The 24,708-nt window shown below is 61.2% G+C and carries 19 protein-coding genes; 17 read left to right on the plus strand and 2 right to left on the minus strand.

The window, feature by feature from the left end; all coding sequences use genetic code 11:
- Positions 1–4: 4 nt before the first annotated feature.
- On the plus strand, positions 5–1,075 hold the full coding sequence (locus ACG10_RS11905) for a glycosyltransferase family 2 protein (protein ID WP_408608442.1): 1,071 nt from the start codon (positions 5–7) through the stop codon (positions 1,073–1,075).
- Between the two features lie 71 nt (positions 1,076–1,146).
- Complete coding sequence (locus ACG10_RS11910; protein ID WP_089168380.1) at positions 1,147–2,133, plus strand: glycosyltransferase family 2 protein; 987 nt, start codon at positions 1,147–1,149, stop codon at positions 2,131–2,133.
- Positions 2,134–2,171: 38 nt separating this feature from the next.
- On the opposite strand, the gene tnpB is transcribed toward ACG10_RS11910, so the two are convergent.
- The gene (gene tnpB, locus ACG10_RS24895; RefSeq protein WP_408608414.1) at positions 2,172–2,357 is read right to left on the minus strand and encodes an IS66 family insertion sequence element accessory protein TnpB; all 186 of its coding nucleotides are present in this window, start codon (positions 2,355–2,357) and stop codon (positions 2,172–2,174) included.
- 385 nt (positions 2,358–2,742) lie between these two features.
- On the opposite strand from tnpB, the gene ACG10_RS23715 reads away from it, so the two are divergent.
- Positions 2,743–4,002 carry a hypothetical protein gene (locus ACG10_RS23715; RefSeq protein WP_157731440.1) on the plus strand — a complete coding sequence of 420 codons (1,260 nt, stop codon included), beginning with the start codon at positions 2,743–2,745 and terminating at the stop codon, positions 4,000–4,002.
- Between the two features lie 56 nt (positions 4,003–4,058).
- On the opposite strand, the gene ACG10_RS11925 is transcribed toward ACG10_RS23715, so the two are convergent.
- Positions 4,059–5,420, minus strand: a complete 1,362-nt coding sequence (locus ACG10_RS11925) for an IS701 family transposase (protein WP_089168382.1) — start codon at positions 5,418–5,420, stop codon at positions 4,059–4,061.
- Positions 5,421–5,691: 271 nt separating this feature from the next.
- On the opposite strand from ACG10_RS11925, the gene ACG10_RS11930 reads away from it, so the two are divergent.
- The 14 genes from ACG10_RS11930 to ACG10_RS11995 all read left to right on the plus strand — a co-directional run bounded on the left by ACG10_RS11930 (position 5,692) and on the right by ACG10_RS11995 (position 24,657).
- Positions 5,692–6,441, plus strand: a complete 750-nt coding sequence (locus tag ACG10_RS11930) for a class I SAM-dependent methyltransferase (protein ID WP_089168383.1) — start codon at positions 5,692–5,694, stop codon at positions 6,439–6,441.
- Between the two features lie 355 nt (positions 6,442–6,796).
- Positions 6,797–7,948, plus strand: coding sequence for a polysaccharide biosynthesis/export family protein (locus tag ACG10_RS11935; protein WP_089168384.1), 1,152 nt, complete (start codon positions 6,797–6,799; stop codon positions 7,946–7,948).
- Positions 7,949–9,033: 1,085 nt separating this feature from the next.
- Entirely contained in the window at positions 9,034–10,245 is a 1,212-nt protein-coding gene (locus ACG10_RS11940) for an outer membrane beta-barrel protein (protein ID WP_232487095.1), read from the plus strand.
- A gap of 68 nt (positions 10,246–10,313) precedes the next feature.
- Complete coding sequence (locus tag ACG10_RS11945) at positions 10,314–10,853, plus strand: polysaccharide biosynthesis/export family protein (protein ID WP_089168385.1); 540 nt, start codon at positions 10,314–10,316, stop codon at positions 10,851–10,853.
- Positions 10,854–10,946: 93 nt separating this feature from the next.
- Complete coding sequence (locus tag ACG10_RS11950) at positions 10,947–13,181, plus strand: GumC family protein (RefSeq protein ID WP_089168386.1); 2,235 nt, start codon at positions 10,947–10,949, stop codon at positions 13,179–13,181.
- Between the two features lie 76 nt (positions 13,182–13,257).
- On the plus strand, positions 13,258–13,983 hold the full coding sequence (locus ACG10_RS11955) for a tyrosine-protein phosphatase (protein WP_089168387.1): 726 nt from the start codon (positions 13,258–13,260) through the stop codon (positions 13,981–13,983).
- Positions 13,984–14,100: 117 nt separating this feature from the next.
- Positions 14,101–15,648: an undecaprenyl-phosphate glucose phosphotransferase gene (locus tag ACG10_RS11960; protein WP_089168388.1), complete on the plus strand. Its 1,548-nt coding sequence runs from the start codon at positions 14,101–14,103 to the stop codon at positions 15,646–15,648.
- A gap of 90 nt (positions 15,649–15,738) precedes the next feature.
- Positions 15,739–17,217, plus strand: a complete 1,479-nt coding sequence (locus tag ACG10_RS11965; RefSeq protein ID WP_198318934.1) for a hypothetical protein — start codon at positions 15,739–15,741, stop codon at positions 17,215–17,217.
- Complete coding sequence (locus tag ACG10_RS11970) at positions 17,214–18,476, plus strand: oligosaccharide flippase family protein (protein ID WP_089168389.1); 1,263 nt, start codon at positions 17,214–17,216, stop codon at positions 18,474–18,476. The genes ACG10_RS11965 and ACG10_RS11970 overlap by 4 nt, the downstream gene beginning before the upstream one ends.
- A gap of 14 nt (positions 18,477–18,490) precedes the next feature.
- Positions 18,491–19,408, plus strand: coding sequence for a glycosyltransferase family 2 protein (locus tag ACG10_RS11975; protein WP_089168390.1), 918 nt, complete (start codon positions 18,491–18,493; stop codon positions 19,406–19,408).
- Positions 19,409–19,532: 124 nt separating this feature from the next.
- Positions 19,533–20,669: a glycosyltransferase family 4 protein gene (locus ACG10_RS11980; RefSeq protein ID WP_089168391.1), complete on the plus strand. Its 1,137-nt coding sequence runs from the start codon at positions 19,533–19,535 to the stop codon at positions 20,667–20,669.
- Positions 20,670–20,757: 88 nt separating this feature from the next.
- Complete coding sequence (locus tag ACG10_RS11985) at positions 20,758–21,813, plus strand: acyltransferase family protein (protein WP_157731441.1); 1,056 nt, start codon at positions 20,758–20,760, stop codon at positions 21,811–21,813.
- Positions 21,814–21,932: 119 nt separating this feature from the next.
- The gene (locus ACG10_RS11990; RefSeq protein ID WP_089168393.1) at positions 21,933–23,084 is read left to right on the plus strand and encodes a glycosyltransferase; all 1,152 of its coding nucleotides are present in this window, start codon (positions 21,933–21,935) and stop codon (positions 23,082–23,084) included.
- Positions 23,085–23,247: 163 nt separating this feature from the next.
- Positions 23,248–24,657: a mannose-1-phosphate guanylyltransferase/mannose-6-phosphate isomerase gene (locus tag ACG10_RS11995; RefSeq protein ID WP_089168394.1), complete on the plus strand. Its 1,410-nt coding sequence runs from the start codon at positions 23,248–23,250 to the stop codon at positions 24,655–24,657.
- Positions 24,658–24,708 lie beyond the last annotated feature (51 nt).

Consider the following 24,708-nt stretch of genomic DNA (forward strand, 5'->3'; position numbering starts at 1 on the left):
GGCACTGTCCGGTCGCTTGCCGTGGTTCGGGTGCGGGCGGCACATCGTGACCCCACTTCATTCTCGGCACAAGGAAACCACCATGGCTCCGGAAAAGGTCAGCATCATCATTCCCGTCTACAACGTGGCACCTTACCTTGCACAATGCCTGGACTCAGCCGTCAACCAGGACTACGACAACCTAGAGATCATCGCCATCGATGACGGCTCCACGGACGCCAGCCTGGAAATACTCGAAACATTCCGTGCCCGACACGGCAACCTGACAGTCAGGAGCACGAAAAACCAGGGCGTATCGATCGCCAGAAACACAGGCCTCGAATTGGCGACCGGCGAATACATCCTGTTCGTGGACAGCGATGACTTTCTGGAAAGACAGGCCGTATCCACCTGCGTGGAAATTCTCAGGCGTCAGCCTGTGGACATGGTCTTCTTTGCATCGAATGTTCTCTTCGATGGAGTGGACGAGAGCCTGAGAGAACACTTCAGAGGTGAAAGAGCTCCGGGCCTGCACGGCGCCTGCATTCCGGCACGCACCTTTTTCAGTCAGTCGGTCCAGCTCGGGAGCTATCTGGTGATGCCCTATCTCTACATGTACCGGAGCAAGGAATTCGAAGGCCTGAGATTCTATCCGAAGATAGTGCACGAGGACGAACTGTTCACAACCAGGCTTCTCCTCGAAAAGGAACATGCCAAGGTTACCTGTATTCCGGACAAACTTTACAACCGGCGTGTCCGTCCCGGGTCGATCATGACGCAGAAGACACAGCAGAAGCATATAAACGGATGCTTGATCGTCGCGAAGGAACTCCTGAAGCTCAAGCTATCCCCGGGAGACAGCGAAGCAGCAGCGGCCTTGAACAAGTTCATCCAGCTCACCCTTCTTCGTGCCCTGGAAAAATGCAAGCGGACCTACGCGGGCAGACTCCCCCTGCACGTGAGGGGCAGGCTGGTGATGCTGTTCGCAAGGACGAAAATCGGACGCAGGAAAGTCAAGCACATCCTGGCCTCCGTCTTTCCCGAACTGCTCGTACTGAGAAACTCCCTCAGGAAAAATTTCCGTTCAGATACTTAGCGGGTGCCGTTCCTCAGCTCCCTGAATCAGCCAGGCAGGCGCGCCCTGATATCCCACATGAGGAAACCACCATGGCTCCGGAAAAGGTCAGCATCATCATTCCCGTCTACAACGTGGAACCTTACCTTGCACAATGCCTGGACTCGGCCGTCAATCAGGACTACGACAACCTGGAGATCATCGCCATCAATGACGGCTCCACGGACGCCAGCCTGGAAATACTCGAGACATTCCGTGCCCGGCACGGCAATCTGATAGTCAGGAGCATAAAAAACCAGGGCTTGTCGATCGCCAGAAACACAGGCCTCGAATTGGCGACCGGCGAATACATTCTGTTCGTGGACAGCGATGACTTTCTGGAAAGACAGGCCGTATCCACCTGCGTGGAAATATTCAGGCGTCAGCTGGTGGACATGGTCTCTTTTGAATTGAATGTTTTCTTCGATGGAATGGATGAGAACCTGAGAGATAACTTCAGAGGCGAAAGAGCTCCGGGCCTGCACGGCGCCTGCATTCCGGCACGCACCTTCTTCAGTCAGTCGATCCAGCTCAGCAGCTATCTGATGATGGCCTGTCTCTACATGTACCGGAGAAAGGAATTCGAAGGCCTGAGGTTCTACCCGAAGATAGTGCATGAGGACAATCTGTTCACAACCAGGCTTCTCCTCGAAAAGGAACATGCCAGGATCACCTGCATTCCGGACAAGCTTTACAACCGGCGTGTCCGTCCGGGCTCGATCACGACGCAGAAGAAGCAGAAAAAGCATATAAACGGACACTTGATCGTCGCGAGGGAACTCCTGAAGCTCAAGCTGCCCCCGGGAGACAGCGGAGCAGCAGCGGCCTTGAACAAGTTCATCCAGCTCATCCTTCTCCGTGCCCTGGAAACCTGCAAGCTGACCTACGCAGGCAGCCTCCCCCTGCATGTGAGGGGCAGGCTGATGATGCTGTTCGCAAGGACGAAAATCAAACGCAGGAAAGTCAGGCGCATCCTGCTCTTCGCCTTTCCCGAACTGCTCGCACTGAGAAACTCCCTCAGGAACAGTCTGCGCATGTAGCGGGGCCCGAAATGCCCACCAACCCACGCCCTGCGCTGTCAACGCGACTGACGAACACGTACGCTTCGGAGCCGATCTGGACCACTCTGGATGGTCCTGCTCTGGTCGCGATAATTCAACTCCTGAGTCGTCAGGACAATGGCTTTGCCGCCGGGTTCGGGCAATGTTTTGAACCGTTCGGATTCGAGGCGCTTGAGCCAAAGGCAAAAGCCGTTGCGCTCCAATACAATATCTTCACTCGATTACGCTGGCGATTAGAGGTGGCTTTCTGGCAAGGAAATAAGTTTAGCAGCTTGGCGTAAATAATTGACCACCAATAACAAAAGCCATGATAAGACTTAGTAGAGCCTATCAATATTCTTGAAATAACGACAAGCATAGGCATGGTCTCGGCAAGCATTCGTGGAGCATTTTCAAGTACTATCCTGGCTTCGAAGATTTTCAGGCCAGGAGCCACATCCATAGTCATCCCGTAATTGCCCCACTGAATAGCAACAATTGTGGACATTTCGCCCCACCTGAAACCCCTTCAACTTTATTCTACTTCTACTCAGCATCAACTGACAGAGACAAACACTAGCAGAACATCTTGAACCTTGAGAGGGTTTCATGAAAAAACTTTCCAAAAGGGAATTTTCACTTCTGTACTTATTGACATATGCAACAGTAGCAATGTTTTTCTTCGTGTTCGATCCTCAAGGAACGAGCTCTACATATTATGGATCAGGCGGTGGACGCTATGCCGACAGGGTAGACTCATTTTCTGAATACATTGTAAGGAACACTATAAAAAGAAACGTCTTGAACAACGATGAACTCAGCCTCCTACCGATCCTTACTAAAGGCTATAACAACAAAGACTACAATTATTATCCCGATGGCTATCAAAAATATTATTCCAACCCTATCTTGCAAACCATTCCCGCGACTTTTATTGCCAAAATTCTCAAACTCAACACCGAAAAAAAGCTCGATATTTTCTTTAATTTGCTACGACTGACTAATGCCTTTCTGCTTGCCATCTCAGTGACCTGCTTATATTTTATTTTTTGTAGAGCTCACGGATTGAACATGGAATTTATGGCCCCGCTACTGGCTGGCTGCAGTTCAGGATTTATATTATTCTCTCAGAATCTATATTTCGCTTCTTTTTTAATTATTGCTCCTGCCCTGCTAGCCGCCACACAACTAACGACCCGAGGCAACTTCAATAAATCAATGATTGCCTTTCTAGGAGTTCTTTATTTCTTGAGAGGGTATGAGTTCGCAACAATATTAGCTCTTCTGACAGCATTTTCCATCGCCATATTCACCCCAGGCGACATTCAGACGAAAGCAAAATCCTCTGCCTTGGGGTTTATGATGATCTGTCTAGCATTTCTTATTTCCATAATGTTACATATGGCTTTCGTTTGGGCAGACGATCGATCTTGGTCATTAATTGATGTAGCCAGACAGACTTTTGCCAATGTCCGCCATAGAACCGCCAGCACCTCTGGAGTTCCCTTTCCATTTAGCACCAAGTTCTTGGCGACCATGAACGAAAGATGGGAGCACTCGGCTTTTTCAATAAGCTCTGGCGGACTCATAATTAGCGAATTTACTATAATCATGCTCATGATGACAGGGCTAATCATTCGCCTTGGAAAATTGAGCATCACTGAGAAGTTAATATATCTATATGGCTTTTTAGGATATGCATCATGGTATATATGTGCATACCAGCATATAATGTGGCATCACATGTACGACTGGTACATATTTTCCTTGACAATAGGCATCTCATTTAGCCTGCTCCTGCTCCTTTATGGGTCCTTCGTGACCCAGCACATCCATTCCATGTATTTAAGCTTTCAGAAGAAAGGCTAATCTTACTGTGTCATAAGCGTGGATGCCCCAGACCTCCATACAAGTCCCGGCAATACTCAAGCATCAGGAAGACACCCAGTTGGTGACGCAACGTCGTGATCGAGTCCGCCACGTGCCGCTGCGCTCGCTGGCCGACCGCGGGGGCGGTAATCCGCGGGAATCGCAGGCACCGTGCAGGCCATGAGGTTTTTTTTTCCTTGGCCATCCGGTCCGGACATAGCCCCACAGCGCAGGCGCTGCCCGAGCAGAAAACCGTAGGCGGCGATGCTCAGGCTGGCATGGTGGTGGAATCCCCGCCAACCGCGTCCCTCGTAATGTCCCAGCCCCAGGTCCTGCTTGAGATCCTGATAGTCGCGCTCGATACGCCAACGCAGGTGGGCGATGCGCACCAGTTCCGATAGCGGCGTGTCCTCCTCGAGGGTGGACAACCAGTAACGGGTCGGCTCGGCCTGCGTGGGGGGCCATTCGATCAGCAGCCATTGCTGCGGGTGCAGCCGCTGTTTTGCCGACATGCTGCCGGCAATGCGTACCCGTACGGCAGCGAAACGCCCACTCAGCGGCTCGTTGGTTCCCTGGCGCCAGGTGAGCTCCATGAACACCTCGGGCGGCAGCGACTGGGCCAGCTTCTTCACCGACAGTGGTCGATGCTCCGGCGAGCGCCGCGTGGCTACCGGCGGACGCCCCTTGCCCGTCCAGGGCTTGGGCGGCAGCGGCTGCTGGCCGGGTGGCCATACCCGCACGACCGAGGTTATCCCAACCACATAGGGCAGCCCCATGGCCGTCAACCCCTGGCGAAAAGCGCTGTCCACGCCGTAACCGGCATCGGCCACCACACAATGATGCGGCTCCCCGGCTTCGAGCAATGCCCGCAACTGCGAAAGCGCTATCTGGGGCTTGGTGGCAAAGCGGACGTCCTCGGGTACGCCGGCTTTGCGGCGCCGCCCGGCATCTTCGGCCCATTCCCGGGGCAGGTACAGGCGCCAGGCCACCGGCAGGCTGGCCTGTTCGCAGGCCAGCGAGACGCTGACCGCCACCTGGCAGTTGTCCTGTTTGCCCAGCACCCCGCAGTACTGGCGCGCCACGCCCACCGAGTGCCGCCCCTTCTTCGGGAAACCGGTGTCGTCCACGAGCCAGTAGCCGCCTGCGGACAGATCCACTGTCGGCAGGACCCAGCGGGCCACGCGGCGCAGCAGTTCGGTATCCGACCAGTCGGCCTTGGCCACGAAATGATGTAAGGCCTGGTGCCGGGCGCTGGCATGCAGGGGGTCGAGGTGTGCCGCCATGGGTTCCACGCTCTTGCGCGCCAGGGGCAGCATCAGGCCGGAGCAATAGCCGCGCAGCCCGGCTTCCCGGTCGGCATGCCCCAGACCTGCCGCCAGATGCGCCAGGTACTCGTCGAAGCGGATCATGGAGTCCATCGTCGATCTTCCTCGAACTGCAGAAGATCTACTCACAATAGCTCAATTTAATGACACAGTAAGACTAAGGATGGTCTGAAAAAGACTTTTTCTGAAAGTCACAAGCCAGTAACTATGCGGCTTACAGGGCATGCGGCCTTGTGAACATGGGGCTTTTTCAGTGTTCCCTTAAGCGCGTGATGCCCAACAAGTCATTCCAGCGGACCGTTAAAAAGCTGCGCTTTTTGCCGTCCGCTGAATTTCAACGTTAGCCATACATAAGGAGCCAAACATGAGAATGCTTCTGCCCAAGCTGACAAGGTGGGCCAAAACCCCTCTGCGACGCACAAGAAATATTATAAAAGCATTGTCGCATTATGGAAAAGGAAGATACTGCCCAGTGTGCGGCAAGTCATCGCGCCGATTCAAACCATTTGGAAGAGTGGTGCGTGAAGATGCTCAATGCGCTCACTGCGGCGCTCTCGAACGCCATCGGTTTGTATGGCTTTTTTTTCAAAAAAACACGAACATATTTGATGACAAGCCCAAGAAAATACTCCACGTAGCACCAGAGCCGTGCTTTGAGTCAATATTCAAGGATCGGCTGGGCAGCAATTACTTGACCGCTGACTTATTCAATCCCCGCGCCATGATTAAAATGGATATTTGCGATATTCAATACCCCGACAGGTCATTTGATGTTATTTATTGCAGCCATGTGTTGGAACATGTCCTCGATGACAAACGGGCGATGAGGGAGCTCTTTCGAGTTCTCAATAGTAATGGCTGGGCGATACTAAACGTTCCGATAAGTAGCGAAAAAACATTTGAGGACCCATTAATAGTTGACCCTAAAGAACGACTAAAAGCTTTTGGCCAGGAAGATCATGTTAGGCATTATGGGCCAGATTATGTTGAGCGGCTTCGTGATTCAGGATTTACTGTAGAAATCACCAAAGTAGCTGATTTGGCCAGTAGCGACGACGCAGTAAGAATGGGTTTAACTCAAGCTAGTGGCGAAATTTACTATTGCACAAAATAATCTAGGAGCCTGTCCGGGCGCCAGAAGAAAAACCGCTTTCCGGTTTGCAGCCCTCTGCGACACCGCCTAGCCTTTCGTAGCCCACGTTGTGTGAAGGGCTCTCCTTTTCCTGCGATGGAGCCTGAAGCATGAAAGCACTCCCCCCCAGCCTGTTGCCGAGTCTTCCCGGCCAGGCCATTGCCGGCAAGGCAGCCGCTGCAACCCTCGGCCGCCAGGGCTCGACGGACACCGGGAGCCCCCCATAGCGGGAGCGACCAGGCCGGTCGGTTGTGGCATCCGCGTGTGCCGGTCGCCCGGCTCCACATTTCCCCATCGATCATCCGAAACAGGTCTTCATCCCCGCGCACCACGGCCCATGGAGGGATTTGCCTTGTCCGTCCTGCATACCGGCAGCTCGCCGGCGCACCGCACACTCGCCGTCATACTGGCCGCTACCGTCGGCCTCCAGGGCTGCATGTTCTCCCCCGGGCAGCACCTCGACACTTCCGACCTTCCGCACAAAGGCCCGCCGGACAGCCCCCGCTTCGAGCTGGTGCCCATCACCCCGAGGCTGGTGGCGACCCAGAAGGCGGCCCGCATCGTCGAGACACTGCCTGCCGAACTGACCAGCTACGCCCCCGGCCCCTACGTGATCGGGGTCGGCGACGTGCTCAGCATCACCGTCTGGGAGCACCCGGAACTGACCACTCCGGCCGGCGCGCAGCAGGCACCCGACGCCAACGGACGCCCGGTGCGCCCCGACGGCCGGCTGTTCTATCCCTACATCGGCGAGATCGAGGCTGCCGGCCTGACCATCGAGGAACTGCGCAACAGCATCGCCGAGCGGCTGGCCCGCTATATCGAAAGCCCGCAGGTGGACGTCGCGGTGATCCGCTTCGGCGGCCGCCGGGTGATTCTCACCGGCGCCTTCGGCACCACCGGCCCGTTTCCCCTGACCACCGTCCCCATGACGCTGCCGGCGGCCGTCGGCCAGGCCGGCGTAGGGGGGGGAGCCGACATTGCCAGACTGATCTTCAAGCGTGACGGCCAGGAGTACCGCCTCGACCTCGACGCCCTCAACCGCGGCGGCGCGGAGCTGGACCGCATCTACCTCAAGGACGGCGACCAGCTGCACCTGCCCAGCAGCGACAGCCGGCGGGTCTTCGTCCTGGGCGAGGTCAACTCGCCCGGACCGCTATCCTTCAGGAGCCGCAACATGAACCTGACCGAAGTGATCGGTTTGGTCAGGGGCCTGCGCCAGGAAACCTCCGACCCACAGGCCGTCTACGTGATCCGCGGCGTGCAGGATCCCGAACGGGACACGGCTCAGATCTTCCAGCTGGATGCCGACTCGCCGGTCTCCATGGTGCTGGCCGCGCACTTCCAGATCGAGCCCCAGGACGTGGTCTACGTCGGTGCGGCCGGCATCACTCGCTGGAACCGCTTCATCAGCCAGCTGTTCCCCTCGGCCAGCTTCCTCAGCACAGGAGTAGGCGTGAGAGACGACATCGATGCGATAAACGAATGATTCCGCCCGGCAAGCATGGCGGCCAGCCGGGTACGCCTGCGGGCCGAATCGCGAATCGCCGACCGCCTCCGGGGGGGTGCCGGCCTCGGTACGCGCCCCTCCTCCGTCCCCGTTTCCAGCGGCAGCCGGACGCGGGACAGCCGGCAGTTCAGGGTCGCCTCCACGGCCACCCGACCCTCCCTCTCCGTGGCCAGCCACGGACATATCCCCGCCTTTTCGCCCCCCATGCCCGGCATCCCTGCAGCCGGAGCAATGCCGCCCGACCACCACCCTCTCCAGATCCATCCCTTCGCCATGACGGTCCGTCCGGGTGCGATTTTCCGACAAACGGTGCCATCAGATGTCATTTTGCCGCACCCCTATAGGGTCCGGCATCTCTAAACCACCAATAACAACTTGATTTTATTGAATTTTTATTAAAGCCACGGCACTCGTAGCGAGCTCCAGAATCCAGGCTCCCGCAAAAAACAATGGGCCCAGAGCATAAAAACTCGATTTTTCAACGGAACTTTAAAGCCCCTCGCAAATCCCTATGCTCCTTCATGTTTTTTGACACTCCAGACGCAAGAGAAAGAGATTCGTCAAAAAACCGGCATAAAAAAGCGCCAGAAGCTTCAAGAAAAGCGAAGGACCGCGTAGTTCGAAGTAGAGCCTGCCCGACAGGCCCATGAGCCCAGACTCCCCGAAACAAGCCCCCTTCTTCCTTGTGGCATCCGGATGCAGCTCCTCTCCAGGGAGCCACTGCAGGCTCTCGCCTGCGCGAAAAACAGTGTTTCCACGTCCTCAGGATCGAACGCCAAATCCTGGGGCGGTAGCGTGCCTGAAGGCCCGTCCATGCCATTCAACGAGGATGTTCGACATGCAAACCCTTTCCAGCCTGTTCCCCGCGCAGCGCCCGGCCCTCGCGGCCGGTACCGCTGCCGAGCCGAGCCAGCGCGACCAGCGACGCGCCGGGCAGCGCTGGAGGCGGTGAGGCCGCAACGACCTGAAGCACTCGACCGAACCGCATTGCAGCAGTGCATTTTCCGCCCGAAGCCATGCATCTCCTTCCCCGGCACCAACCAAGGAAAGGCCACAGGGTCCCCATGAGCCAAAGACATCACTTCCACGGACTGGCGGTCGCCATCTCGGCAGCGACCAGTGTCTGTACCGCCTGGGCCGTCGAATCGCCCAGCATCGAACTGGCCGATGGCGTGCGTTTCACGCCCAGCCTGCAAATCCACGAAAGGTATGACGACAACTTTCGCGCCGTCGAAGATCACGTGGAGTCTTCCTGGATCACCACCGTCAGCCCCACGTTCATCCTGAAGGCGGAAGGCCACAAAAGCCATTTCGAGCTGAAGTACCGCTCGGACAGCGAGATCGTTCATTCCAGCCATGACGACGACAACACCGACCACTACCTGACGGCCGAGGCGGCCCTGCAGTTCGACGTCCGCCATCGCCTGAAGCTGAATGCCGGCTACCAGCGGATCGAGCAGATCGACTCCGAGAACTCGGACAACTACGCAGGCGACCGCTCCAGCAACACCTCGAACGACGAGAACGACAAGTACAGCATCATCAGCGCCGGCGCCCTGTACAGCTTCGGCGCCCGTGGCGCGCGGGGCCAGATCGATCTGGGCGCCAAGCACGAGAGGCTGCGCTACCAAAACCGCAATCACGTCAACGACGATCTGGAGCGCGAGTCGACCACCCTGAACAGCGTCTTCTACGTCCGGGTGGCGCCGAAGACCCGCGCCCTGATGGAGGCCCGCTACACGGACCACAACTACCTCTCCTACGACGCGCGCAACAGCGAGAACCTCGCCCTGCTCGGCGGCCTGACCTGGGAGGCCACGGCCAAGACCACCGGCACCGTCAAGATCGGCGGCGAGAAGAAGCGCTTCGAGGAGTCCGGCATCGACGACATGTCGACCTCCATGTGGGAAGTCGGCATCGACTGGAAACCGCGCAGCCGCTCGACCTTCAGCCTGGCCACCCGCCAGGCCATCGACGAGAACTACGAGTCGGGCATCGGCGCTTCCGCGGTCAAGAGCACCAGCACCACCTTGGACTGGAAGCACGACTGGAGCGCGCGCCTGTCCTCCAAAACCGCCTACACCCGCAGCGAACGCGAGTACCAGGACTACGATCGCGACGACGACTTCGACGCCTTCGAGCTCGGCCTGACCTACAAGCTGCGCCGCTGGCTGAACGTCGGCATCGGCTACAAGTACGCCAGCAACGACTCCAGCCGCGTGGGCGAAAGCTACGACCGCAACATCTACCTGTTCAGCATCACGGCCGGCCTCTGACAGCCTGCCGCACGCCACCGCAGGCGCGTGCGGCATCCGCCGGCACAACTCGAGAGAAACCAAGCTTTATGGTCATCCGCCACTTCCTCTATCCGATACTGGGTTTTCTGCTGCTCAATGGCAGCCTGGCCCTGGCCGAAGGCAACGCCACCTACCGGCTGGCCTCGGGCGATGTCATCCGCATCAACGTGTTCGGCGAACAGGACCTCAGCATCGAGGAAATCCGCCTGACCGACGCCGGCTCCTTCTCCTATCCCTTCATCGGCGAGGTCCAGGCCAGGGGCAAGACCGCCGCCGAACTCGAACAACTGCTGACGGCCAAACTCAAGGGCGACTATCTGATCGACCCGCGCGTCTCGGTCAGCGTCCTGAAATATCGCGAGTTCTACATCAGCGGCGAGGTCAAGCTGCCCGGCGGCTACCCCTACCAGCCCGGCCTCACCCTGCGCCGGGCGATCGCCCTGTCCGGCGGCCTCACCGAGCTGGCCTCGACCGGACGCATCAGCATCATCCGCGAGCAGGACCCGAGCCGCACCCCGGAAAAGGCCAGCCTGGACACCCCGGTCCATCCCGGCGACAGCATCACCATCGATCAGGGGTTCTTCTAGGCCGCTTCCCGGCCGGGAAAAGCGACAGCAGCCGCCAGAGCGCTCCTCGGAAGCCGCTCCCGGCCTGCCCACTATCTTCAAGAGTTTTCAAGCATGGACATGAACGCCCAGATCCCCGCACGGCCCTGGCTCGCCCGGAGCCAGGCCGACGACGACGAAACCGATCTGCAGCAACTCTGGCGGACCCTCTGGCGCCGCAAATGGAGCATTCTCTCGCTGGTCGTGGTGGCCGTGACGCTTGCGATATTCGCCGCCCTGGGCATCACCCCCGTCTACCGTGCCGGCGCCACCCTGATGATCGAGGAGAAACAGGCCAAGGTGGTCTCCATCGAACAGATCTACGGCCTGGATGGCACCGGCAGCGGCTACCTGCAGACCCAGTTCGAGCTGCTCAAGTCGCGCGCCCTGGCCGAACGTGTGGTGCGGGAACTCAGCCTGACCAGCCATCCGGAGTTCGATCCGCGCCAACAGCCCGAGCCGCTGCTCGACATCCGCGGCCTGCTCGCCGGTGTCCTCGGCAAGATCGCTCCCGGGCCCCAGCCGGAAGACCAGGAAGAAAGCCCCGAGTCGGCAGAACTGCGGATCTTCAGCGAGGTCACCCGGGCCCTCATGGCACGCATCAACATCGAGCCGATGGGCAAGAGCCAGATGGTCAGGGTCCAGGTCGACATGGCCGACGCCCGCCTGGCCGCCCGCGCCGCCAATGCCCTGGCCACCGGCTTCATCGAGAGCCAGATGGAGGCGACCATGAAAATGTCCGCGACCGCCACTGCCTGGATGAACAGCCGCCTCGGCGAACTGCACAACGAGCTGAAGGAGGCCGAGGAGCGCCTGCAGGCCTTCCGCGAGAAGGAGAACCTGGTGGACGTGGGCGGCGTGGCCACCATCAGCGCCGCGGAACTGTCGGCCACCAGCGACCGCATGATCGACGCCCGCCGCCAGCGCGCCGAGGCCGAAAGCCTCTATCGCCAGGTCCAGGCCAGCCGCGGCGCCGGCTGGGAACACCTGGCCAGCATTCCGGCGGTCCTCGGCGACCCGCTGATCCAGCAGTTCAAGGCCAACGAAGCCCAGGCACGGGCCAAGGTCGAGGAGCTGGCCAAGCGCTACGGCCCCCGCCATCCGACCATGGAGGCCGCCCAGACCGAACTCGCTGCCGCCTCCGCCAGCCTGCACGGCCAGGTGGAACAGGTGGTCGCCGGCATCCAGCGCAACTACCAGATAGCCATCGCCAACGAAGGCTCGCTGCGCGCCTCGGTGGAGACCAACAAGGCGCAGATCCAGAACATCTCGCGCAAGGAGTTCAGGGTGCGCGAACTGCAGCGCGAAGTGGAAGCCAACCGCGCCCTCTACGAAACCTTCAGGACCCGTCTGAAGGAAACCACCGCCACCGCCGACCTGGAAACCGCCAACGCACGCGTGGTCGACCTGGCCTCCGTGCCGAGCATCCCGATCAAGCCGAAGAAATCCCTGATCGTCGCCATGGCCGGTCTGCTTGCCCTGTTCGCCGGCATCGGCATCACCCTGCTGCTGGATGCGCTGAACAACACCTTCAAGTCCACCGAGGACGTCGAGAACAAGCTCTACATGCCGGTACTGGGCATCCTGCCGCTGATCAGGAACAAGCAGCGCAGCCAGCTGGCCCACCTGTACGGCGACAACGAGGAGAAAACCTTCTCCGAAGCGATCCGCACCATCCGCACCGGGGTGATCCTGTCCGGCATGGACCGGCCGCACCGGGTCCTGGTCATCACCTCCTCCATCCCCAATGAAGGCAAGAGCACCGTGGCCAGCAACCTGGCCTTCGCTCTCGGCCAGATGGAGAGAATCCTGCTGATCGATGCCGACCTGCGCCGCCCGACCCTGGCGAAGAACTTCGCCTTCCCGGTCGGCACGCCCGGCCTGGCCAACCTGATCGCCGGCACCGCCCGACTCGATGAATGCATCCGCCACGTGGAGGGCATCGACATGATCGCTGCCGGCGCCGTCCCGCCCAATCCGCTGGAACTGCTCTCCTCGCCGCGCTTCGCCAAGGTCATCGAGGTGCTGAAGAGCAAGTACGAGCGCATCGTCATCGACTCGCCGCCGACCCAGGCGGTCAGCGATGCCACCATCCTCGCCACCCAGGCCAACGCGCTGATCTACGTGATCAAGTCCGAAGCCACGCCGATCCCCCTGGCGCAGAAAGGTATCGGCCAGCTGCTGCAGAGCAACACGCCGATCACCGGCGTGGTGCTCAACCAGGTCGATGTGCAGAAGGCGCACCGGCACGGCTACAGCTACGGCGGCTACTACGACTACTACGGCTACAGCAAGAACCAGCAAGCCTGAGCCGACCGGTTTTCCCCTCTGATCGCTCCCTCGCTTCCGCGCGGGAGCGCAACTTGCCCATACCCTGACCACCGACATGATCGACCTGCACAATCACCTGCTGCCCGGCCTCGACGACGGCGCAACGGACCTGGAAAGCGCCCTGCAACTGGCTCGCCTCGCCGTGCAGGATGGCATCAGCCACGTCGTCTGCACCCCGCACATCCATCCCGGCCGCTACGACAACAGCCCGGCCGGCATCGAAACCGCGCGGGCGGGACTGGCTGCGGCCCTGGAGCAGGCTGGCCTGACCCTGCGGCTGGCTGCAGCCGCGGAAGTCCGTTTCGGCCTGGAAGTGATGGACAGCTTCAGCCGCGGCACCCTGCCATTCCTCGGCGAATGGCAGGGCAACCGGGTCCTGCTCCTCGAGTTTCCCCCCGGCGAATTTCCCTTCGCCGCCGAACGCCTCACCCAGTGGCTGCTGGAGCGCAAGGTCGTGCCCATGATCGCCCACCCCGAACGCAACAAGGCCCTGATGCGCAGCCCGGCCAAGCTCAAGCCCCTGCTGCAACAGGGCTGCCTGTTGCAGGTCACGGCGGACTCCGTCGCCGGACGCTTCGGTCCCGCCGTCCAGGCGTTTTCCCATGCCCTGCTGGAGCAGGACCTGATCAGCGTCCTTGCCAGCGACGCCCACGACCCGCGGCACCGCCCGCCGCGGCTGGGCGAAGGCCTGGAGCACGCCGCCCGCCTCGTCGGAGAGGCCCGGGCCGAACGCCTGGTGAAGCACATCCCCTGGCAGATCGCCCAGAGCCACTTCGCATGAGCGGCGGCCTCGCAAGCCAGCCGACCCGGGCCGCGTAGAAGCGCCCCCACAGATTCGCAGCCCGGCAGTACTCCGTCGCAGACGGAACGCCCTTACCCAGAAAAGGCAGGTTTCAGGATGACAGCCGACAACTTCACAGCAGCCCCCGCAACCGGCAAGGCATACCCCCACAGGACCGCCTCCGGCGAACCCCATGCGCGCACCACGGCCAGCGTCTCGCTCCGGCGCGCCCAGGGAAGCGCCGGCGCGGGCGGCCGCCCGCTCGGTGCCCGCCACATCGCCAGCCACCCCGATCTCGCCCTGCCCGGCGGCCGCGGCCTGACCTTCTGGGGACAATGGCTGGTGGCCGCCACCCTCGCCACACTGCTGCTGTGCAGCCTCGCCCAGCTCAAGAACGGCGAACTCGACACCCCGTACCGGATCCTCGCGGTCATTGCGGTGCTGGCCTCGGTGCCGATCTACTCGCTGCTCGGCGTCTACCACAAGCAGCACGGCTACCTGAGCGGCCTCGCCCGCCTGTGCGCCGGCTGGCTGCTGCTGCTCGCCGCCCTCACGCTGCTCGCCTTCGTCACCAAGACCAGCGAACTCTATTCCCGCGAGGTCATCGTGACCTGGGCCCTGGCCGGCCTCGCCCTGCAGGCCGGCACCTTCCTGCCGCTGCATCGCCTTTCCCGCCGCTACCACCGCAGGCTGCAGGGCGAGCGCACCTCGCTGATCGTCGGCACCAGCGAACTGGCCCTCGACCTGGCCGAGCGGCTGAGAATCAACAACGAGCCGCTGCTCGGCCTGGTCGCCCCGATCGGCAGCGCGCGGCCGGGCCACAGCCTCCATCCGATCATCGGCGACACGACCCAGCTGCGCGAGCTGATCGCCGAGCACGACATCCGCCGTCTCTATATAGCCCTGCCGCTGGCCGAGGCCGAGCAGATCAAGACGCTGTACATCGACCTGCTCGACGCCAGCGTCGACGTGGTGTGGATACCCGACCTGGCCAGCCTGATGCTGCTCAACCACTCGGTCGGCGAGATCGACGGCCTGCCGGCCATCCACCTCAACGAAAGTCCGCTGACCGCCTACCCGACCGCGGCCCTGACCAAGGCGGTGATGGACCGCACCCTGGCCCTGCTGGCGATCCTTGCCTTCAGTCCGCTGATGCTGGTCATCGCCATTCTGGTCAAACGCTCCTCGCCGGGGCCGATCCTCTTCAAGCAGCAGCGCCACGGCTGGAACGGCCAGATCATCAAGGTCTACAAGTTCCGCTCGATGCGCCTGCACGCCGACGCGCAGGTCAGGCAGGCGACCCGCGAGGACCCGCGCATCACTCCGATCGGCCGCTTCATCCGCCGCACCTCGATCGACGAGCTGCCGCAGTTCTTCAACGTGCTGCAGGGGCGCATGTCGCTGGTCGGCCCGCGCCCCCACGCGGTGGCGCACAACGACTACTACACCGGCAAGATCGACGCCTACATGGCCCGCCACCGCATCAAGCCCGGCATCACCGGACTGGCGCAGATCAGCGGCTGCCGGGGCGAGACCGAGACGCTGGACAAGATGCAGCAGCGCGTCGAGCTGGACCTCGCCTACATCAACAACTGGTCGCTGTGGCTGGACATCAGGATCCTGATCAAGACGCCCCTAAGCCTGCTCTCCAAGGACATCTACTGAGCACGCCGCAGGGCGCTGGCGAGCCAACGGCCAGCCAGCAACCGAAAAGCGCCAAAGCATTCGCACCCCACGGTAAAGATCCTCGAAATCATGGAAGCCATCCCTATCGCGCTGTTCTGGGGACTCGCCCTCCTGGGCCTGTCCGGCAAGAGCCATGTGCTGCTGTATCTGTTCTTCGGCACCATGCCATTCGGCGCCTTTGCGGTAATACCGCCGGCGCTGACCGGTGGCCTGACCCTGACGCCGACCCCCATGCTGGCGCTGCTCATCATCATCCGCAGCCTGTGCAGCTGGGGCGGCCTGAAGTTCTTCGCCGCGGCGGCATATTCACGAAAACGCCTGCTGCTGCTGTTTCTCTTCTGGCTGGTGGCGATAGTGACCACGATCTTCATGCCGCGCTTTTTCGCAGGCGAGGTCTCGATCATCCCGGTGCGCCTGGAGCAACTGGTGGTCGCCACCACCGGCGAGCCGCTCAAGCCGACCACCCAGAACTTCTCGCAGCTCGCCTACCTGACGATCTCGATTTTCGCGGTGTTCGCCTTCGCCCGCATGCTGCGTGATCCCGTCCAGCGCCAGCACGCCCTGTCCGCCATGTACCTCGGGGCGGCGCTGACGGTGTTTACCGGCCTTCTGGATTTTCTGTCCCAATATGTAGCGCTCGATGGCCTGCTGAGCCCCTTCCGTACCGCGACCTACGCGCTGATGACGGAGGCGCAGACGCTCGGCGGCAAGCGGGTCGTCGGACTCATGCCGGAAGCCTCCGCCTATGGCGGACTGTGCATTTCCTTCCTGTGCCTCATTTATTTCCTCCGCTATGCCATGACGGACCGCTGGCTGCGCGAGCGCGCCTCTCCGGCACTCGCTGCGCTTCTGGTGCTGTTCATCTGGCTGTCGACCTCCTCCGGCGCCTATGTGGGGCTGGCCGTGTTCGGCCTGATTGCGGCGATGGAGTGGGCGTGGCGGAAAAATTCGAAGTCTGCGGATACCTTCGCGCGCAGGAGGCTCGGTTTCGAATTCTGGACGGCCTTTTCGGCGCTACTGGGTTTGAGCCTCGTACTCCTGGTCAATCCGTCCCTGCTCGATCCCATCGTCGGGAAGATCGATGAGATGGTGCTCAGCAAAAGCCAGACCCGCTCCTATGAAGAGCGCAGCATGTGGACCGCCGTAGGCTGGCAGGCGCTTGCCGATACCTGGGGCCTGGGCGTGGGCATCGGCAGTACCCGGACCTCGAACTTCGCCGCCGCGGTGTTCAGCAATACCGGCGTGATCGGCGGCCTGCTGTATTTCGCCTTCGTATTGCAGACGCTGCTGAGCAGGCTGCCTTCGGGCGCCGACGGAGTCAGCCGGGCGATGCTCAGGGGCGTTCATCTCGCCTATATCCCGGCGTTCATCATAGGGCTTCTGGCCGGCACCACCGCGGACTTCGGCAGCTACAACGCCTTTCTCTACGGCGTTTCCCTGGCGCTCACGATAAGCGCCGCCAAACAAGGCAATCGCCACCTCGAGAACCCAGGCAGCGCCACAGCCATCAACCCGCCCTTCAACCTGCGCTACAGACTACAAAAATGAGCAGCCTGGAACTCACCGACAGCCGGCAGTCGCGCGCCGACTTTGTCTTCGTCTATATCGCCTACGCGCTCCGCTACCTCTATCTCCTGCTGCTGATCCCGTTTTACGGGCGAGTGCTGGGTGTCGAGGGGTACGGATTGGTGCTCGCCGCCATGTCCCTGATGAACATGGTCTGGCTCTTCGTCAACTGGGGTTTCTCGACGACGGGTACACGCGCCATCGCCACCGCGGCTCCTGCACGCTATGCGGAACTGTTCGGCGAGCATTTCATGGCGCGCGCGATCCTTGGCGTCATTGCCGTGCTCGGCGCTGCCATCGCCATCGCCTTGTCCCCCGTCCTGTCGGCGGACCCGCTGACCGCCGTCCTGGCCCTGGCGCTGGGAATAGTGTCGGCCTTCAACCTGGGATGGTATTTCACCGGCAGTGGCCGCCCGCGCAGCTCGGTGAAGCTGGAGGTCCTGGGATTCGCCATCAGTCTTCTGCTGATATTGACGCTGGTGCGAAACCAGGACGATGCCGATCTGGTCCTCGCCTCGCTGCTGTGCTCGGGGCTCGCGGCGCTTGCCGTTGCGCACTGGTGGATAAGGGACGAGATCGCACGGCCGCCGTTCGAGCTGAAAGCGGGTCTTGAGCTGATCCGCTCCTCCAGCACGATCTTTCTCTACAGCGGCAGCTCCGTGCTGCTGATCGCCTCTTCGACCTATCTGCTCAGCATCCTCTCCACCCAGGCGGAGGTCGGGGCTTTCGGTGCGGCAGAACGCCTGGTCGCGGTCGGCTTGAGCATGATGGGACCCGCGGGTCAGATCTTCGTCCCGCGCATCACGGCCATGTTCCTCCAGGATGCGAATGCCGCCTATGGCCTGGTCAGAAAGGCCATGTTCCTTCTGGTCGGCATAGGGCTTTGCGGTCTGGCCTGCAGCCTTCTGCTCGGCCACTGGATCGTGCCGCTGATCTTCGGGGCAGGCTTCGAGAGAAGCGTGCCGATCCTTCAATACCTGGCCTTCGTATTCCCGCTGAGCGCCATTAGCCTAGTATTGAGCAGTTATGTACTGATTCCGCTTCACAAGGAAAACATGCTGGCCAAAGTTGCTCTTTTTGGCGCAGCCGTGAACTTGCTATGTGCGATCCCGCTGGGCATTGCTCATGGCGCCCTGGGCATGGCCATCGCCCGGATAGCCGGGGAGCTGGTCGTCCTGGTCGGCCTGATCTACTCATGCCGGAAAATGGGCATCCTCGCCCGCCTCTTCGACTTCAGATAAATGGACGTTCTCCAATGAAAGCATTCGTCATCGTCGCCACCAAAGGGCGCGCCAGGGAAACCTATGTCCTGCTCGACTATCTGGCCCGCCAGACGCTCATGCCCTCGCATATCATCGTGGTCGGCAGCGAACCCAGCGACATTCAAGGCCTGGATAACCATCCGCTGACCGCCGATGGGCAAGTGAGCCTGCTGCTGGCGCGCGCCAGTGCGACCACCCAGCGCAATGCCGGACTGGATGCCCTGCTGCCCCATGTGGATGCCCTGGCGCCGAACGACTGGCTCGTGGCGTTCTTCGACGACGATTTCCGGCCCGCGCCGAACTGGCTGGAAACTGCCGCGACGGCGATGCAGGACTGGAAGGAGCTGGTCGGCCTCACCGGCCATGTGCTGGCCGACGGCATCAAGACCGAGCGCGGGATTCCGGAACAGGATGTGCCGCACTATCTCGGCGGAACCAGACAGCCGGAGCCGCACTGGTCCAACTCGACCGAAACCCGGGTTCTCGAGGGGCTCTATGGCTGCAACATGGCCTTTCGCGGAATCGTGGCCCGTGACACGCGATTCGACGAAAACCTTCCGCTTTATGGCTGGCAGGAGGACTACGACTTCGCCAATCGAGCGCGGCGCCATGGCGTAGTGGCGCTGGTACCTGCCTGCAAGGGGGTTCACATGGGCGCCAGCTCCGGCCGCACGAGCGGAGTGCGCTTCGGATACTCGCAGATCTCCAATCCGATCTATCTCGCCAGAAAAGGCACCATGTCCTGGCGCACGGCGGTCACGCTCATGGCGAAGAACATGCTCTCCAATCTGCTGAAAACCCTGACGGGGGTGCGCATCAAGGACTTCCCCGGACGCCTGCGGGGCAACCTGCGTGCCTGCCTCCATCTCCTCTCGGGAAAACTCGATCCGCTGCGCGTGCTGGAGATATGAAAACCGCAGGTTGCGCATCGAACCCGAACCTTTGCAATGCCGGTATGGAACGCCAATTCCGGGTTTCGCCCACAACACACGAAGGACAAGCAAATTGCATCAGCGTCTGACCGCTGGCGGAAACATGTCCGCCGCCACAGCATCGCGTCGATCGCTGCCCCTGAGCAGAGTGGGGATCGATGGCGATGCCCTGCGCACGCCGCTCTCCGGGGTTGGCCAGTATGTGTTCAACCTGTGTCGTGAACTGGATCGCCTGTTGCCGGACGTACAGTTCTTCGTCTACACGCGCCTTGCCCCCGAACAGATCGCCCTGCCCGCCGCGCGCTGGATAGTGCGCCGCGAGCCTTCGCCGCTCGCCCGCAAGCTGCCCTCATTCCTCTGGCTGAAAACCCGCGGAGCCGAAATGGCGCGCCGGGACCGGCTGGACGTGTTCTGGGCCGGCCGGACCATTCATCCGGGGCGGCGAGTCGCCCGCCGCGTGGTGGCGACCGTGCACGACCTCAATCACCGCCTCGTGCCGGAAACCATGGAATGGGCGACCCGCTTGTCGCACATGGTCTGGTTCGACCGCGACGTGCGCAGCGCCGATGCCATCCTGGCGAATTCCCAGGGCACTTCGAATCGCCTGCTGCGCTGGGCCGGCAGGTCGGCGGACGGCATCGTACGCCCGGGCGTCCGGGCGGAGTTCCGGCCGCTGGACGCAGCCGAACGCCAGGCGGCGCAGATCGCCCTGGCGCCGCTGGGCATCGAGCCGCCCTACGTGCTGGCGGTATCGACGCTGGAGCCGCGCAAGAATATCGGTGCGCTGGTGGACGCCTTCGTGCAGCTCAAGCAGCACGGCAGACTGGCCGGCCACAAGCTGGTGCTGGTCGGCGCCCGCGGCTGGCAGAACCGGGAGCTGGCGCGCCGGATCGCCGAAAATCCGGCAAACGACATCGTTCTGCCGGGCTATGTACCGGACGAACTGATGCCGGGCGTGTTCGCCCTGGCCGACGTGCTGGTCATGCCCTCCCTGTACGAAGGCTTCGGCATGCCGGTTCTCGAGGCCCGCGCCGTGGGCACGCCGGTGATCGTCTCCAATGTGCCCGAGCTGAAGGAAGCCGCTGCCGGCCAGGGCCAGGTAGTGGCTCCGAATGCCGAAGAAATCGCCAGGGCACTGGTGCAGATCTTGGCAGTTTCGCCCAACGAGCGGCCGAGCACTCCGGGCAAGGTCCAGAGCTGGTGCATGTCGGCTCAGCTCATGGCGAAAGCCCTGAGCTAGGGCCGCTTTCGTGAGAGGCTGCCGATCAGCCAATTGCATTTTCATGGCCCCCGCCCAGGCAACGAAAAATACTTCGCAGGAATAAATAGTGACTTCCAGTCCCCCCTCGGCACGCATCGAGTGGCTGGATGCTGCCAAAGGCGCATGCCTGATATTGGTAGTGCTCTACCACACGGTCGTTTATATCTTTCTGAACTCCCCCCTGTCCGACACAATCAGCTTTCAGGCGTGGAAAACGCTTGTTGTCGGACTGGGCTGGCTGCGTATGCCGCTGTTCTTTCTTATTTCCGGCTTTCTGGCGCACTCGGCCGTCTTCAATCGCAACTGGCGCGATGTCTTTCAGCCACGTATCGCCACCTTTCTGTGGATCTATCTGCTGTGGATGTCGATTGAACTGGGCTTTCGCGCCTTTTTGATAGCGAACTTCGATCCGGCCCTGGTTCCCGGCAATGTTCCCTTTCCACTGGGGCTCGATGACATCGTCCGGCACGCCCTCGTCGGGGATACTCCCATTTGGTATCTCTATGCCCTGGTCATCTACTTCGTGGTCTGCAAGCTCGGCAGTCGCCATATCGGGCTGACGTTCGCGCTCATCGCCCTGCTGGCCGTCTTCTATAAGCAAGTCATTCCGACGCAACACTGGAACCTGCTGAGCCTTGCCGGCAACGCCATATTCTTCGCCGCCGGATGCTACGGCAAAGCCTATGTCGAACGGCTTGCCAGCCAGTTCAACGGGATGCGTTTCTCGCTGGCCTGCGTGAGCGCCATAGGGCTATTGGCACTTGGCCGCCACTACGATGCGATGGGCCTGCCCGGCGCCAATCTTGTGCTCGCCGCCTGTCTGGTAATCGCCGCCATCGACTTCTTCACGCTGCTGGCGCGGCGTTACCAGCTGAAGCTGTTGTGCACGCTGGGTCGCCATACGCTGTCCATTTACCTGCTCAGCTTTTTCATCATCAATATTGCCGCCCAGCTTATTTCACCCTTGCAACTTCCTGTACTTTTCGCGGAAGCCTTTGTCCTCTTTGCGCCACCGGCACTTGTCGCGCTGAATGCAGTGTTGTGCATCCAGATTTACTCCCTGCTGAACTGTCATCTTGGACGCATCCTGTTCAGCCTGCCGTCGCGCGCCCTGACAAAATAAAAACAGCCCCGCTCGTTCCAGAGCGCCTTCAAACACTTGAAGAAAAGCGCTGCACAAACATCAATCTTTACAACCGATCGATATTTATCACCCCCTGTTCACTCAATAAGGAAATCCCCATGAAAGTCGCAATTGTCCACTACTGGTGGCTCAGCAATCGTGGCGGCGAGGCCGTTTGCTCTGCGCTTGTCGAACTGTTCCCGGAAGCAGACCTCTTCATCCATGTCTGCAATGAAAAGATGGTACGCCAGTCACTTCCTGCAAACTTCCGGGGACAGATCCACACGTCCTTCATCTCGCGCCTGCCAGGCGCCAGAAAGCACTACCAGAAGTACTTGCCCTTGATGCCGCTTGCTTTGGAGCAACTTGATCTCAGCGAGTACGACCTGGTGCTCAGCAGCGAGTCCGGTCCGGCCAAGGGCGTCATCACCCGTCCGGACGCCCTGCACATCTGCTATTGCCACTCGCCCATGCGTTATGTGTGGGACATGTACCATGAGTATCAAGCTGGCGCCGGGCGGATCGTTCGCATGCTCTTTCCGTGGATCGCCCATTGGCTGCGGGCCTGGGACAGGCTTTCGGCAGATCGCGTGGACCACTTCATCGCCAACTCGGAATTCGTCGCCTCGCGCATCAAGAAGTTCTACCACCGCGAGGCCGAGGTCATTTACCCGCCGGTCAATACCTCCGACTTCAGCCCTGACGCCCAGCGTGGCGACTTCTACCTGTGCCTTGGGCAACTGGTCGCCTACAAGCGTGCGGACCTGGCCGTCGAGGCCTTCAACAGGCTCGGCCTGCCGCTGATCGTGATTGGCGAGGGCGAACTCTTCGACAAGCTCAAGGCCCAGGCCCAGCCCAATGTGAGACTGATGGGACGCCAGCCTTTCCCGGTCATCAAGGACCTGCTGCAACGCTGCCGGGGCCTGGTCTTCCCGGGGATGGAAGACTTCGGGATCGTTCCCGTCGAGGCCATGGCGGCGGGCGCTCCGGTCATCGCCTACGGCAAGGGTGGTGCGCTGGAGACGGTCATCCACGGCAAGACCGGCATCCTGTTCAAGGAGCAGAGCGTGGAGGCCCTGGTGCAGGCCGTGCAGCAGCTGGAAAACGGCGAATACAAATTCGCCCCGGCGCTCCTGCATGAACATGCCGCCACCTTCGACAAGAGCGTTTTCAAGCAACGGATCAAGAACTTCATCTTTCGCCAGGAGTACTTCCAGACCACCACTCAGGACTCCCAGAACAGCCGCCTGAAGGATCTGAGCCTGGTATAGGAGCGGATTCATCCGCTCCCAAAACAACAAACCCCGCTATTGGCCTTCCTTCAGCTTCACGCACCTGCCCTGACTTTATCGATAGCCCCGCTCGCTAAACCAACTCCATTTTTCAGCCTTGCACAGTCAGTCCGCTGACTGCCGAATACAGGATGTGTTCTCCATGCTTTTTCCCGTCATCATGGCCGGGGGCTCAGGCTCGCGCCTGTGGCCGCTGTCCCGCCAGCTCAACCCCAAGCAGTTCCTCGCCCTGGCCGACGCCCAGCTGTCCATGCTGCAGGCCACCCTCCTGCGTCTGCAGGGCCTGCAGGTGGCCGCACCCTGCCTGATCTGCAACGAGCAGCACCGTTTTCTCGTCGTCGAACAGTTGCGCCGGCTCGGCCTGGAACAGGCGCCCCTCCTGCTCGAGCCGGTCGGCCGCAACACCGCCCCGGCGATCGCCCTGGCGGCGCTTCAGGCCCTTGGCCAGGCGGACGACCCGATCCTCTTGGTGCTGGCCGCCGATCACCTGATCCAGGACGTGGAAGCCTTCCATGCCAGCATCCGCACCGCCCTGCCGCTGGCCGAAGCGGGCCGGCTGGTGACCTTCGGCATCGTCCCCACCCATCCGGAGACCGGCTACGGCTATATCGAGCGCGGCGCGGCGCTGGAGGCGGGCGGCTTCGCGGTCGGCCGCTTCGTCGAAAAGCCCGACCCGGCCACCGCCCACAGCTACCTGATCTGCGGCGACTACTTCTGGAACAGCGGCATGTTCCTGTTCCGCGCCAGCCGCTACCTCGAAGAGCTGGAACGCTTCCGTCCGGACATCCTGGCGGCCTGCCGCGCGGCGCTGGACGTCGCCCCGCAGGATCCGTGCTTCGTTCGGGTCGATCCCGGAGCCTTCGCCGCCTGCCCGGAAGACTCCATCGACTATGCGGTGATGGAGAAGACCGCCGATGCGGCCATGGTGCCGCTGGACGCCGGCTGGAGCGACATCGGCTCCTGGTCGGCGCTCTGGGAAGTCAGCGCCAAGGATGCCGAGGGCAACGTGTTCCGCGGCGACGTGCTCATCCAGGACAGCCGCAACACCTACGTGCACGCCGACAGCCGCCTGGTCGCCACCCTGGGGGTCGAGGACCTGGTGATCGTCGAAACCAAGGACGCCCTGCTGGTGGCGCACAAGGACCGGGTCCAGGACGTGAAGAAGATCGTCGAAAGGATCAGGGAGTCCGGGCGCCAGGAGCACCTCAACCACCGCGAGGTGTACCGGCCCTGGGGCGTCTACGACTCCATCGACAACGGCCAGCGCTACCAGGTCAAGCGCATCACCGTGCAGCCCGGCGCCAAGCTCTCGGTACAGATGCACCACCACCGCGCCGAGCACTGGATCGTGGTCAGCGGCACGGCGAAGGTCACCAACGGCGAAAACACCTACCTGGTGGCGGAGAACCAGTCCACCTACATCCCCGTCGGCCAGATCCACGCCCTGGAAAACCCCGGCGTCATCCCCCTGGAGCTGATCGAGGTGCAGTCCGGCTCCTACCTGGGCGAGGACGACATCGTGCGCTTCGAGGATGTGTACGGGCGGATCTGACCTCCCGACTTTCGGGGCCTGAACGGCCATCGACCACGGAACCCGAGTCGC

Origin of the sequence: Azotobacter chroococcum (assembly GCF_002220155.1) — a bacterium.
GTDB lineage: Bacteria > Pseudomonadota > Gammaproteobacteria > Pseudomonadales > Pseudomonadaceae > Azotobacter > Azotobacter chroococcum.

Coding starts and splice junctions, on each gene's coding strand:
- ACG10_RS11925 (WP_089168382.1), bottom strand. CDS start 5,420: ATGGACTCCATGATCCGCTTCGACGAGTACCTGGCGCATCTGGCGGCA.
- ACG10_RS11910 (WP_089168380.1), top strand. CDS start 1,147: ATGGCTCCGGAAAAGGTCAGCATCATCATTCCCGTCTACAACGTGGAA.
- ACG10_RS11980 (WP_089168391.1), top strand. CDS start 19,533: ATGTCCGCCGCCACAGCATCGCGTCGATCGCTGCCCCTGAGCAGAGTG.
- ACG10_RS11955 (WP_089168387.1), top strand. CDS start 13,258: ATGATCGACCTGCACAATCACCTGCTGCCCGGCCTCGACGACGGCGCA.
- ACG10_RS11945 (WP_089168385.1), top strand. CDS start 10,314: ATGGTCATCCGCCACTTCCTCTATCCGATACTGGGTTTTCTGCTGCTC.
- ACG10_RS11950 (WP_089168386.1), top strand. CDS start 10,947: ATGGACATGAACGCCCAGATCCCCGCACGGCCCTGGCTCGCCCGGAGC.
- ACG10_RS11930 (WP_089168383.1), top strand. CDS start 5,692: ATGAGAATGCTTCTGCCCAAGCTGACAAGGTGGGCCAAAACCCCTCTG.
- ACG10_RS11965 (WP_198318934.1), top strand. CDS start 15,739: ATGGAAGCCATCCCTATCGCGCTGTTCTGGGGACTCGCCCTCCTGGGC.
- ACG10_RS11960 (WP_089168388.1), top strand. CDS start 14,101: ATGACAGCCGACAACTTCACAGCAGCCCCCGCAACCGGCAAGGCATAC.
- ACG10_RS11975 (WP_089168390.1), top strand. CDS start 18,491: ATGAAAGCATTCGTCATCGTCGCCACCAAAGGGCGCGCCAGGGAAACC.
- ACG10_RS11935 (WP_089168384.1), top strand. CDS start 6,797: ATGGAGGGATTTGCCTTGTCCGTCCTGCATACCGGCAGCTCGCCGGCG.
- ACG10_RS11940 (WP_232487095.1), top strand. CDS start 9,034: ATGAGCCAAAGACATCACTTCCACGGACTGGCGGTCGCCATCTCGGCA.
- ACG10_RS11970 (WP_089168389.1), top strand. CDS start 17,214: ATGAGCAGCCTGGAACTCACCGACAGCCGGCAGTCGCGCGCCGACTTT.
- ACG10_RS23715 (WP_157731440.1), top strand. CDS start 2,743: ATGAAAAAACTTTCCAAAAGGGAATTTTCACTTCTGTACTTATTGACA.
- ACG10_RS11995 (WP_089168394.1), top strand. CDS start 23,248: ATGCTTTTTCCCGTCATCATGGCCGGGGGCTCAGGCTCGCGCCTGTGG.
- ACG10_RS11990 (WP_089168393.1), top strand. CDS start 21,933: ATGAAAGTCGCAATTGTCCACTACTGGTGGCTCAGCAATCGTGGCGGC.